Origin of the sequence: Georgenia sp. Z1491, from assembly GCF_049856175.1 — a bacterium.
Classification (GTDB): domain Bacteria; phylum Actinomycetota; class Actinomycetes; order Actinomycetales; family Actinomycetaceae; genus JB111.
In genome coordinates this window covers 145877-157678 of record NZ_JBNDNA010000004.1, presented here as the reverse complement: position 1 = coordinate 157678, position 11802 = coordinate 145877, and the positions used below count along the sequence as shown (strand labels likewise).

At 73.6% G+C, this 11802-nt stretch carries 8 protein-coding genes; 3 read left to right on the top strand and 5 right to left on the bottom strand.

All coding sequences use genetic code 11. From position 1 onward, the window contains the following. Window positions 1-15: 15 nt before the first annotated feature. Entirely contained in the window at window positions 16-732 is a 717-nt protein-coding gene (locus tag ACPYO4_RS05860) for an exonuclease domain-containing protein (RefSeq protein ID WP_425708282.1), read from the bottom strand. Window positions 733-797: 65 nt separating this feature from the next. On the opposite strand from ACPYO4_RS05860, the gene ACPYO4_RS05855 reads away from it, so the two are divergent. Both ACPYO4_RS05855 and ACPYO4_RS05850 read left to right on the top strand, forming a co-directional pair. Then, window positions 798-1922, top strand: coding sequence for a GuaB3 family IMP dehydrogenase-related protein (locus ACPYO4_RS05855; protein WP_425708281.1), 1125 nt, complete (start codon window positions 798-800; stop codon window positions 1920-1922). A gap of 97 nt (window positions 1923-2019) precedes the next feature. Continuing rightward, window positions 2020-3414: a class II fumarate hydratase gene (locus ACPYO4_RS05850; protein ID WP_425708280.1), complete on the top strand. Its 1395-nt coding sequence runs from the start codon at window positions 2020-2022 to the stop codon at window positions 3412-3414. Between the two features lie 110 nt (window positions 3415-3524). Here the strand turns inward: ACPYO4_RS05850 and ACPYO4_RS05845 are convergent, their stop codons facing one another. Continuing rightward, entirely contained in the window at window positions 3525-4712 is a 1188-nt protein-coding gene (locus tag ACPYO4_RS05845; protein WP_425708279.1) for an acetate/propionate family kinase, read from the bottom strand. Further along, window positions 4709-6781 carry a phosphate acetyltransferase gene (gene pta, locus ACPYO4_RS05840; RefSeq protein ID WP_425708278.1) on the bottom strand — a complete coding sequence of 691 codons (2073 nt, stop codon included), beginning with the start codon at window positions 6779-6781 and terminating at the stop codon, window positions 4709-4711. The genes ACPYO4_RS05845 and pta overlap by 4 nt, the downstream gene beginning before the upstream one ends. Window positions 6782-6917: 136 nt before the next feature. Between pta and ACPYO4_RS05835 the strand changes: the two genes are divergently transcribed. Continuing rightward, complete coding sequence (locus tag ACPYO4_RS05835; RefSeq protein WP_425708277.1) at window positions 6918-8120, top strand: SURF1 family protein; 1203 nt, start codon at window positions 6918-6920, stop codon at window positions 8118-8120. Between the two features lie 14 nt (window positions 8121-8134). Here ACPYO4_RS05835 and ACPYO4_RS05830 read toward each other — a convergent pair whose 3' ends face one another. Further along, window positions 8135-9868: an ABC transporter ATP-binding protein gene (locus ACPYO4_RS05830; protein WP_425708276.1), complete on the bottom strand. Its 1734-nt coding sequence runs from the start codon at window positions 9866-9868 to the stop codon at window positions 8135-8137. Continuing rightward, window positions 9865-11721, bottom strand: coding sequence for an ABC transporter transmembrane domain-containing protein (locus tag ACPYO4_RS05825; RefSeq protein ID WP_425708275.1), 1857 nt, complete (start codon window positions 11719-11721; stop codon window positions 9865-9867). Before ACPYO4_RS05825 ends, ACPYO4_RS05830 begins: the two co-directional genes overlap by 4 nt. Window positions 11722-11802: the final 81 nt, after the last annotated feature.

Below are 11802 nucleotides of genomic sequence, written 5' to 3'. Positions count from 1 at the left end.
GCCGTCGCTCGTGACCTATGCCGTCGGCTCGACCGGCCATGCCCGTGAGACGTGCGCGTCGGCACGTCCCTTGCCGCGCAGGAACTCCTCGAAGCTCTCCGCCCACTCGGCGTGCCACGTGGCCTGCGCCCGGTGGAGGTCGGCCGAGGGCAGGTCCGCGACCTTCGGGTGCTTCGCCGCCAGGGCCGTCAGGACGGCGAGCGTGTGCGCCACGTCGCCGTCGGCGGTGTGCGCGGCATCGTTCGCCGCGACCCCGTACGCCTCGCCCATCGCCTCGAGAGTCTTCTTCCCCTTCCGGAACCGCTCGACCTTCCGGTCCACGACGAGCGGGTCGACGACGGGGGAGACCTCCCGCCCGAGCCGCTCCTCGAGAGTGGCGAGGCCGTGCCGGGCGAGCTCGGCGCGCAGGATCGTCAGGTCGTACGTCGCGTTGAACGCGACGAGGACTGCGCCGGACGCGAGGGCGCCCGCGACGACCTGGGCCACCTCCTCGAGCGCCTCCTCCGGGGGCGCCCCGTGCTCGCGCGCGTAGGCCGTCGTGATGCCGTGGACCGCGGTCGCGGCCTCGGGGATCTCCACGCCGGGGTCGATCAGCCACGTGCGCGAGCTGCCGATCGTGCCGTCGGCCTCCCGCACGACGAGCGCCGCCGTCACCACGCGGTCGTTCCCGACGTCGATCCCCGTGGTCTCGGTGTCGAACCCGAGCCACACGTCCTGCGTCCATCCGGTCATCCGTCCTCCTGACGTCTGGGCCACTGTCGCAGAGCCCACCGACGTCGTGCAGGTAGCCTCCACACGTGAGCATCGAGATCGAGATCGGACGTGGCAAGCGCGGCCGCCGCGCATACTCCTTCGACGACGTCGCCGTCGTGCCCTCCCGACGCACGCGCGACCCGGAGGACGTGTCGATCGCCTGGCAGATCGACGCCTACCACGTGGACATCCCCGTGCTCGCGGCGCCGATGGACTCGGTGATGTCGCCGGCCACGGCCGTCGCCCTGGGCCGGCACGGCGGCATCGGGGTCCTCGACCTCGAGGGCCTGTGGACACGCTACGAGGACCCGGAACCGCTCTACGCGGAGATCGCCGGGCTCGACGCCGACGCCGCGATCAACCGGATGAAGGAGATCTACGACGAGCCGATCAAGGCCGAGCTCATCACGGCCCGCCTCAAGGAGATCCGGGCGAGCGGTGTGACGGTCGCCGGCTCGTTGTCCCCGCAGCGCACCCAGGAGCACTGGCGCACGGTCGTGCAGGCCGGCGTCGACCTGTTCGTCATCCGGGGCACCACCGTGTCCGCCGAGCACGTGTCGTCGGCGGCCGAGCCGCTCAACCTCAAGCGTTTCATCTACGAGCTGGACGTCCCCGTGCTCGTCGGAGGCGCGGCCACCTACACGGCCGCCCTGCACCTCATGCGCACCGGCGCGGCCGGCGTGCTCGTCGGCTTTGGCGGCGGCGCCGCCTCCACGACGCGTCAGACCCTCGGCATCCACGTGCCGATGGCCTCGGCGATCGCCGACGTCGCCGCCGCCCGTCGCGACTACCTCGACGAGTCGGGCGGCAGGTACGTCCACGTCGTCGCCGACGGCGGGGTCGGGCACGCCGGCAACCTCGTCAAGGCCGTGGCCTGCGGTGCGGACGCCGTGATGCTGGGGGCCGCGCTCGCCCGCGCCGAGGAGGCGCCCGGCCGGGGCTGGCACTGGGGGTCCGAGGCCCACCACCCGCAGCTGCCGCGGGGCGCGCGCGTCCAGGTCGGCACTGCGGGGACGCTCGAGGAGATCCTGCACGGGCCCTCCGACCGCGCGGACGGCACCGTGAACCTCATGGGTGCGCTGCGGCGTGCGATGGCGACGACGGGCTACTCCGACGTCAAGGAGTTCCAGCGGGTCGAGGTCGTCGTCTCGCCGTACCAGGCGTCCTGAGCCGGGCGGCGCACCCGGTGCCGCTGCCGGTGGGACACTGTGCGCGGCGGGCGCGCGGTCGCGCCCGTGACCGGCGCAGCGAGAGGAAGACGACGACGTGACTGAGTTCCGGATCGAGCACGACACCATGGGCGAGGTGCGCGTCCCGGCGGACGCCCTGTACGCCGCGCAGACGCAGCGGGCCGTGGAGAACTTCCCGATCTCGGGCAAGACCCTCACTCCGCAGCATATCCACGCCATCGGGCAGATCAAGCGTGCGGCGGCCATCGCCAACGCGGAGCTCGGCGTCATCGACAAGGACGTCTCCGCCGCGATCGTGGCGGCCGCCGAGCAGGTCGTCGCGGGGGACCACGACGGCGAGTTCCCGATCGACGTCTTCCAGACCGGCTCCGGCACGAGCTCGAACATGAACACCAACGAGGTCATCGCCACGATCGCCTCGCGCGACTCGGGCCTCGCGGTGCACCCGAACGACCACGTCAACGCGTCCCAGTCGTCGAACGACACCTTCCCGTCCGCGATCCACATCGCCGCCGTCGGGCTCGCGACCACCGGGCTCATCCCGAACCTCACCGTCCTGGCCGAGTCCCTCGAGCGCAAGGCGAGCGAGTTCGCCGACGTCGTGAAGTCGGGCCGCACCCACCTCATGGACGCCACCCCGATCACCCTCGGGCAGGAGTTCTCCGGCTACGCCCAGCAGATCCGCAACGGCATCTCCCGCATCGAGGCGACCCTGCCGCGGCTGGCCGAGCTCCCCCTCGGCGGCACCGCCGTCGGGACCGGCATCAACACCCCCGAGGGGTTCGCGCCCCGCGTCATCTCCCTCATCGCGGAGAACACCGGGCTGCCGCTGACCGAGGCGCCGAACCACTTCGAGGCGCAGGCCGCGCTCGATTCCGCGGTGGAGACCTCCGGCGCCCTGCGCGCGACCGCCGTCTCCCTGACGAAGATCGCCAACGACATCCGCTGGGGCGGCTCCGGGCCCCGCACCGGCCTGGGCGAGCTGCGCCTGCCCGACCTGCAGCCCGGCTCCTCGATCATGCCCGGCAAGGTCAACCCGGTGCTGCCGGAGGCGGCCGTCATGGTCGCCGCCCAGGTCATCGGCAACGACGCGGCCATCGCCTTCGCCGGTGCGCAGGGCAACTTCGACCTGCTCGTCATGCTGCCGGTGATGGCGCAGAACCTGCTCGAGTCGATGACGATCCTCGGCAACGTCTCGCGCGTGCTCGCCGAGCGCTGCATCGACGGGCTCGAGGCCGACGAGGAGCGCTGCCTGCGGCTGGCCGAGTCCTCGCCGTCGATCGTCACCCCGCTCAACCGGGTCATCGGCTACGAGGCGGCGGCGAAGATCGCCAAGCACTCGGTCGCGGCGGACCTGACGATCCGCGAGGCGACCCGCGACCTCGGCTACGTCGAGCGCGGCGAGATCACCGAGACCCAGCTCGACGAGCTCCTCGACGTCCGCACGATGACGGGCCCGAACCAGGCCTGAGCCTCCGTCCGGGCCGCGCTGGACCCGACACCCTCGAGATGGACCTCTGCACGGTCCATCTCGAGGGCCTCTGGTCCAGCTCGGCGCGGGGCTGCCGTCGACGGCGTCGGTCAGGCGCCGCTGACCTCGATCGTCTGCCGAGCGATCGCCAGCTCCTCGTTCGTCGGCACCACCAGCACCGTCACGGCCGAGCCCGGCGTCGAGATCACCCGCGGCTCGCCCGAGCGCGCGGTGTTCGCGTCGTCGTCGAGCTCGATCCCGAGGAAGGCCAGGGGAGCGAGGACCTCGGCCCTGATGAGGGCGTCGTTCTCGCCCACGCCGGCGGTGAACGTCACCGCGTCGAGCCCGCCCATGACGGCCGCGTACGCGCCGATGTACTTGCGCAGCCGGTGCGCGTAGACGTCGAGGGCGAGCCGGGCGTCGGCGTCGCCGGCTCCGGCCAGCTCGCGGACCTCACGCATGTCGTTGTGCCCGGTCATGCCCTTGAGGCCGGACCGCTTGTTGAACAGGTCGTCGATCTCGGCCACGTCGAGCCCGCCGACCCGGTGCAGGTGGAAGGCGACCGCCGGGTCGATGTCCCCGGTGCGGGTCCCCATGACCAGGCCCTCCAGCGGCGTGAGTCCCATCGACGTGTCCACCGCTCGTCCGGCGCGGACCGCCGACGCCGACGCCCCGTTGCCCAGGTGCAGGACGATCTGGCGCAGGTCGTCGCGCCCGAGGCGCTCGCTCACGGCCCTTGATACGAGCTCGTGCGAGGTCCCGTGCGCCCCGTAGCGCTTGACCGCGTACCGCTCGGCGGTGGTCCGCTCGAGCGCGTAGGTGGCTGCGGCCGCCGGCAGGTCGGCGAAGAACGCGGTGTCGAAGACGGCCACGTGCGGGACGTCCGGCACGAGCTCGCGCGCCACCCTGATGCCGGCGACGTTGCCGGGGTTGTGCAGCGGGGCGAGCGGGGAGAGCGCGTCGATGCGCTCCACGGCGTCGTCGTCGAGCTCGACCGGGCCGGAGAACTCCGCGCCGCCCTGGACGACCCGGTGGCCCACCGCGCGGATCCCGGCGTCGGCGAGGACCGGCCCGAGCTCGTCGAACGCCTCCAGCACCGCCGCGAGCCCGGCGGTGTGGTCCGGCACGGGCAGGTCCCGTTCGGTGGTCCCGTCCCCGGTCGTGTGCCGCAGGTGCCCGGAGACCTCGCCGATCCGCTCGAGCAGGCCGGAGGCGACGACGTCCGCGGTGTCGGGGTCGACCAGCTGGTACTTGATCGACGACGATCCCGAGTTGACGACGAGGACGGTGCCGCTCATGCGTTCTCCTTCTGCGCCTGGGCCTGGACGGCCGTGATGGCGACGGTGTTGACGATGTCTCCGACCAGTGCCCCGCGGGAGAGGTCGTTGACCGGCTTGCGCAGGCCCTGCAGGACCGGGCCCACGGCGACGGCCCCGGCCGAGCGCTGGACCGCCTTGTACGTGTTGTTGCCCGTGTTGAGGTCGGGGAAGATGAAGACCGTCGCCCGGCCCGCGACCTCGCTGCCGGGCAGCTTCTTCGAGGCCACGGAGGCGTCGACGGCGGCGTCGTACTGGATGGGGCCCTCGACGACGAGCTCGGCGGCCCGCTCCCGCACCGTGTCCGTCGCCGAGCGCACCTTCTCCACCTCGGCGCCGGCGCCGGACGCGCCGGTGGAGTAGGAGAGCATCGCGATGCGCGGGTCGACGCCGAACTGCGCTGCGGTGTCCGCCGAGCTGATGGCGATGTCGGCGAGCTGGTCCGCCGTCGGGTCCGGGTTGACGGCGCAGTCGCCGTAGACGAGGACGCGGTCCGCGAGGCACATGAAGAACACCGAGCTGACGATCGAGACGCCCGGCCGGGTCTTGATGATCTCGAACGACGGCTTGATCGTGTGGGCGGTGGTGTGCGCGGCGCCGGAGACCATCCCGCCCGCGAGCCCGAGGTGGACCATGAGCGTGCCGAAGTAGGAGACGTCGGTGATGACCTCGCGCGCCCGCTCCAGCGTCATGCCCTTGTGCTCGCGCAGCCGGGCGTACTCGGCGGCGAACTCCTCCACGTGCTCCGAGGTGGCCGGGTCGACGACGCGCGCGGCGTCGATGTCGAGGCCGAGCTCGGCGGCCCGCGCCCGTACCTCCGACTCCTTGCCGAGGATCGTCAGGTCCGCGACCTGGCGGGAGAGCACCGTCGACGCCGCGCGGAGGATCCGGTCGTCGTCACCCTCGGGGAGCACGATGTGCTGCCGGTCGGACCGCGCGCGGTCGAGCAGGGTCGCCTCGAACATCAGCGGCGTGACGACCTCGCTGGCCGGGACGTCGATGAGCCCGAGCAGCCGGTCGGCGTCGAGGTTCTGCTCGACGACGCCGAGCGCGAGGTCCCTCTTGCGCTGGGTGTGGCGGGACATCACGCCGCGCGTGCCGGAGACCTTGAGCGCCGTCTCGAACGTGTCGTCCTCGGTCGTGATGACGGGGAGCCGGTCGACGAGGCCCGACATGAGCTGCCGTAGCTGCTCGCTGGGCAGGTGACCGCCGTTGAGCACGAGCCCGGACAGCGAGGGGAAGCCGTCGGCCGCGTGGGAGGCGATGACGGCGAGGACGGCATCGACCCGGTCCGCGGGCGCGATGACGAGCGTGCCCTCGCGCAGCCGTTCGATGATGTGCTCGGCGTTCATCCCGGTGACGAGGATGTGCTCGGCCTCGCGGGAGAGCAGGTCGGGCTCGCCCATGTACAGGCGTCCCCCGAGGGCCTCGCGGACCTCGTCGACGGTCGGCGCCGACAGCACGGGGATCTCGGGCAGGACGCCGGTGTCCAGGGGCTCGTCCTTCAACGCTGCGCGGACCTCCTCGACCCGGTCGGCCTCGCACCGGTTGACGACCACGCCGACCGTGGTCGCGTGCCCCTGGGTGATCTCGTTGGTGCCCACGCCGACGACCTGGCGGATCTCGTCGACGCTGCGCCCGAGACCGCGGACCACCAGGAGCACGGGCGCCCCGAGGTTCGCCGCGATCCGCGCGTTGGACGCGAGCTCGGTCGGCGTCGTCACGTCCGTGTAGTCCGAGCCCACGACCACGACGACGTCGGTCTGCCGGGCCACCGCCCGGTAGCGCTCGACGATGGTCGTCAGCGCCGCCTCCTCGTCGGCGAACCACTCGTCGTAGGTCACGCCCAGGCACTCGTCGAACCCGAGGTCGACGGCGTCGTGCTCGAGCAGGAGCTCGAGGACGGGGTCGCGCTCCTCGCGGGACTCCACGAGCGGCCGGAAGACGCCGACCCGGGACGCGCGCCGGGCGAGCTGGTCGACCACGCCGAGCGCGACCAGTGACTTTCCCGTGAACCCCTCGATCGAGGCGATGTACAGGCTCTGGGTCATGCTCCGGGCTCCTTACGGGAGAGGACGGGACGCAGTCCTGGGGAGGACGGGACGCAGCCTCGATGCTTCCAGATCGGCGGCGTCCGCGCGTCGGCCGGCTCAGTCAACAGTGCCTGTGCTCGCCTACCCTGGGACGATGGACCCTGTCGCCGAGCGCTTACCCGGCGGGTCGGGGCGTACCGGCGGTGAGCCGGGGCGCACCGGCGCCCGTGGCGGCCTGGCGACGGCCCTGCCCGGCCGTGGCGACGACGAGGCGGCGGAGGACGCCGCGACCGGCGGCGACGGGGACGACCCCGTTCCGCCTCCCGCCCGCGGGATCGCGCCGGACCGGGACCCCGCCGCCATCGCCGCGGACACCGCCCCCGCGCCCGACGCCTCCGCCGGCCGCACACGTCGTCGCCGGGCGCCTCGCCCGAAGGTCTCGGCCCGCGAGCTGTGGCGCTCGGCCTTCTCGCTGCGGATGGTCGGGCTCCTCGTGCTGCTCCTGGCGGCCGCCGTCGTGTGCGTGCAGCTCGCCGCCTGGCAGCTCGACCGGGCCTCGCTGCGGGGGGCCGAGCGCGCGATCGCCGAGCACGCCGCCACGCTCGAGGCCGACCCGGTGCCGCTGGACGACGCCCTGCGGGCGCAGTCGAGCTTCTCCTCCGACGTCTACGCCACCGGAGTGAGTGTCATCGGGCGGTGGGAGCCCGAGAACCAGGTCCTCGTCGTCGACCGTGCCGTCGAGGGGGAGCCCGCGGTCCTCGTCGTCACGGCGCTGCGGCTGACCGACGGTCCCGACGCCGGCGCGATGATCCCTGTCCTGCGCGGATGGCTCCCCGCCGACGACGTCTCGGTGACCGACGCCGGGGCGCAACCTGCCGACCCGGCGGCGCTCGACGTCCCGGACGGGGAGGTCACGGTGACCGGCCACCTGTCGAACTCCGAGGCGCAGCGCACGGGCGACGCGGCGCCCGGCACCGCCCTGTCCATCTCCACGCCCGGCCTCGCCGGCGAGTGGGGCGGTCCGACCTTCTCGGGCTACCTCGTCCAGGGCGCGCACGACGGTGAGGGCTGGGTCCCGCTCCATGGCGCCGACGACGCGCTCGAGCAGGCGCCGGACCCGACCATCGCGGTCGAGACCGGGCTCAACATCCAGAACCTCGCGTACGCGATCGAGTGGCTCGTCTTCGGCGGCTTCGCGCTGTGGCTCTGGTGGCGCCTCGTCCGCGACGACGCGCTCGACCGCCGCGACGAGGAGCTGCTCGACGCGGAGCCGGTCGGGCCCGACGCCGAGGCAGACGCCGACGCCCGGCTCGTGTCGGCGGGCGACGGATCAGTCGGCCGAGCGACCGCCGACTGACTGCCGGCCTGCGCTCAGTCCTGCTGCCAGCTCGCCCACAGGGCCGCGTACTCGCCGCCGGCGGCGACCAGCTCGTCGTGCGGGCCGAGCTCGACGATCCGGCCGTCCTCGACGACGGCGACCCGGTCGGCGTCGTGCGCAGTGTGCAGTCGGTGCGCGATGGCGACGACCGTGCGCCCGGTGAGCACGTTGCCCAGGGACCGTTCGAGGTGCCGCGCGGCGCGCGGGTCGAGCAGCGAGGTGGCCTCGTCGAGGACGAGCGTGTGCGGGTCGAGGAGCACGAGCCGCGCCAGCGCGAGCTGCTGGGCCTGCGCGGGTGTGAGCTCGAGCGCCCCGGAGCCCACCTCGGTCTCCAGCCCGAGCTCGAGCCGGTCGACCCAGTCGAGGGCGTCGACGGCGTCCAGCGCGCGGCGCATCCCGGCCTCGTCCACGCCGGCGTCCGCGAGCCGCAGGTTGTCGGCGAGCGTGCCGACGAACACGTGGTGCTCCTGGGTGACCAGCGCGACCTGCCGCCGCAGCTCCTCCTCGGGCAGGTCGACGAGCCGGACCCCGCCGACGGTCACCGCACCGCCGGTGGGCGGGTGGATGCCGGCGAGCATGCGGCCGAACGTCGACTTGCCCGCGCCCGAGGGGCCCACGATCGCCAGGCGCTCGCCGGGCCGCAGGTCGAGGTCGATGCCGTGCAGGACGTCCTTGCCCTCGACGTACGCGTAGCGCACGGAGCGCGCGCTGATCTCGGCGCCGCGGGGGCGCTGCTCGCCGACGGTCCGGTCGGGCTCGACGAGCGAGATCCCGAAGATGCGGGCCAGGGACGCGGCGGCCACCTGCAGCTCGTCGATCCACATGAGCAGCTCGGTGAACGGTGCCCGCACCTGCATGGCGTACAGCGCCACGGTGGTCACCGCGCCGATGGTGACGACGTCCTGCTCGATGAGCAGCGCACCCCACACGACGACCGCGGCCAGCGGCAGCACGAAGCTCAGCTCGAGGCTGCGGAACAGGTGGACCCGGAGCCAGATGGTGACGACCTCCCAGTGCCAGGCCTCGGCCATCGCGCCGTCCGAGCGTCGGCGGCGCTGCCGTCCGAGCGAGAGGGCGTCGACCGTCCCGGCCTGCTCGACGTTCTCGGTGACGACGCCGTTGATGTCCGCGAACGCGGCAGAGTCGGCGAGGTAGGCGGGCATGGCGCGGCGCAGGTAGCGACGGGCGCTCCACCACAGCAGCGGCAGGCCGACGAGCATGCCGAGCGCGACCCGCCAGTCCACGAGGAACGCGGCCCCGTAGGTGAGGACCACGGTCGTGGCCCCGACGAGCAGCGCCGGGATCCCGAACCTCAGCACCCACTGCACGCGGTCGATGTCGTTCGTCGTCCGGCCGAGCAGGTCGCCCGTGCCGGCGCGCTCGACCGTGGACAGCGGCAGGTGGGTGACGGTGCGCAGGAAGTCCTCCCGCAGCTCGGCGAACAGCTGCTCGCCGAGGACGAGCGACGCACGGTGCGCCCAGGCCGCGAGCAGGGTCTGCGCGACGACGGCGGCCACGAGCCACAGCGCCGTCTCGTCGACCTCGGCGGCGACGGTCCCGGCGGCCACCGAGTCCACGAGCCGGCCGAGCAGCCAGGGCATCGCGAGCGCCGCGACGGCGGCGAGCGACTGGACGAGGACGACGACGGCGAGCTGGCCCGCGTGGGCGCGCAGGAAGCGCAGGCCCTGCCGGGCGGTCGTGCGCGTGTCGGCGACGGGGAGCCTCATCGCACGGCCTCCTGCTCGTCGTCGGCGGTGGACCTGGTGACGACGGCGCGGTAGCGGCGCGCCGCGGCGTCGCCCTCACGGGCGCGGCGGGCGAGCTCGGCGTGCGGGGCCTGCACGGTCACCCGACCGCCGTCGAGGAACGCCACGTCGTCGGCGTGCTCGAGGACGAGCGGGGAGGAGGTGACGACGACGGTCGTGCGGCCGGCGCGACGTCGCACCAGCGTCGCGGCGATCCGCGCCTCGGTGTGGGCGTCCACGGCTGACGTCGGCTCGACGAGCACGAGCGCCGGGGCCTCCGTGAGCAGGGCCCGGGCCAGTGCCACGCGCTGGCGCTGACCGCCCGACAGGGAGCGGCCCTTCTCCGCTATCTCGCCGTCGAGCGCGCCGCCGACGGAGTCCAGGACGTCCTGGCCGTCGGCCGCGGCGAGGGCGTCCAGCAGCGCGGTGTCGTCCCCGCGGTCGCGCACGTCGAGGGTCTCGCGCAGCGTGCCCGCGAACAGCTCGGGGCTCGAGCCGGCCACGACGACGCGCTCGCGCACCTCGGCCACGGCGAGCTCGTCGACCGGCGTGCCGTCGAGCAGCACGGGGGAGGGGGGCGCGGTGGCGCGGTCCGTGCCCGGCAGCGGGTCGGTGGCGTCGGGGACGAGGGTGGGGTCCACGAGCCCGAGGTCCGAGCGGTCCGGGTCGAGGAGCCGGCCGAGGCGGGCGGCGAGCGCGCTCGCGTCCTCCGGCGGGTCGGAGACCACGGCGACGAACGTCCCGGGCTCGGCGGCGAAACCGGACGTGGGGTCGGTGAGGCCCGCCCCGGATCGTGCGGGTCCGGGCCACGGGCGGTCGTCGGCCGCCTCGGACTCGGCGAGCGTGCCGGCGGACGGTCCGGTGCCGACCACCCGGATGACCTTGTCGGCGCCGACGCGGGCGCGGACGAGGAGCTGGACGAACTGGGTGAAGGCCTGGAGCGGGGCCGCGAGGTAGGTGGTGTAGCCGAACAGGGCCACGAGGTCGCCCGGCGACATGTCGCCGCTCAGGGCCAGGTGCGCCCCGAACCAGACGACGAAGGCGACGAAGAGGCCGGGCAGCAGGACCTGCAGACCCCGCATGAGCGCGGCGATCGTCGCAACGGAGACCCCGGCGGCGCGTACCTCCTGCGACCGGGTCGCGTACCGGTCGGTGAACACGTCCTCGCCACCGATGCCGCGAAGCACCCGCAGGCCGGCCACGGTGTCGGTCGCGAGCGCGCCGAGGCGGCCCTGGGCCTCGCGCTGGGCCCACTGGCGCCGCTGCATGGGCCGGACGAGGAGCGCCACGGCCGCGGAGACGACGGGCATGCCGATGAGCACGGCGAGCCCGAGCTGCACCGAGGTCTGCAGGAGCACGACCGCGACGAAGAGCACGCCGGCCAGCGACCCGACGAACCGCTGGGCCATCTCGAAGACGTTGCCGATGTGGAACGTGTCGTTCGTGACGCTCGCGACGACCTCCCCGGTCGCGGCGTTGCGCGTGACGTTCGGCCCGATCCGCGTGACGTGGTGACCCACGAGGCGGCCGGTGTGGAAGGTGCCGTAGACCCAGCTCATCGTCTCGAAGAGGTGCCCGTACGCCGAGGTGAGCGCGGCGGCGACGCCGACGAGCAGGACGGCACCCGCGCCCCACCAGGTGGCCGCCGACAGTCCGTCGGTCAGGCCCGTGTCGAGCGCCCGGCCGAGCACGAGCGGGATCCCGGCCGTCGCGACGTTGCGCGCGACGCCGAACAGGACGGCCACCAGCAGCGTGAGCCGCTGCCTGCGGGCCAGCCAGGCGAGAAAGGCGTTCGCACCCGTGAGCGGCGGCGACCCGGGGTGGTCGGTGGGCATGGTCAGCACCGTCCGGACGCTACGCCGCGGCCCCGACACCGGCCACGGCATTTGGGGTGACCGCCGACTCACCCTCCCCAC

Excerpts from the sequence above, each read along its gene's own strand:
- ACPYO4_RS05860 (WP_425708282.1), bottom strand. The coding sequence starts at position 732 with ATGACCGGATGGACGCAGGACGTGTGGCTCGGGTTCGACACCGAGACC.
- ACPYO4_RS05845 (WP_425708279.1), bottom strand. The coding sequence starts at position 4,712 with ATGAGCGGCACCGTCCTCGTCGTCAACTCGGGATCGTCGTCGATCAAG.
- pta (WP_425708278.1), bottom strand. The coding sequence starts at position 6,781 with ATGACCCAGAGCCTGTACATCGCCTCGATCGAGGGGTTCACGGGAAAG.
- ACPYO4_RS05835 (WP_425708277.1), top strand. The coding sequence starts at position 6,918 with ATGGACCCTGTCGCCGAGCGCTTACCCGGCGGGTCGGGGCGTACCGGC.
- ACPYO4_RS05830 (WP_425708276.1), bottom strand. The coding sequence starts at position 9,868 with ATGAGGCTCCCCGTCGCCGACACGCGCACGACCGCCCGGCAGGGCCTG.
- ACPYO4_RS05825 (WP_425708275.1), bottom strand. The coding sequence starts at position 11,721 with ATGCCCACCGACCACCCCGGGTCGCCGCCGCTCACGGGTGCGAACGCC.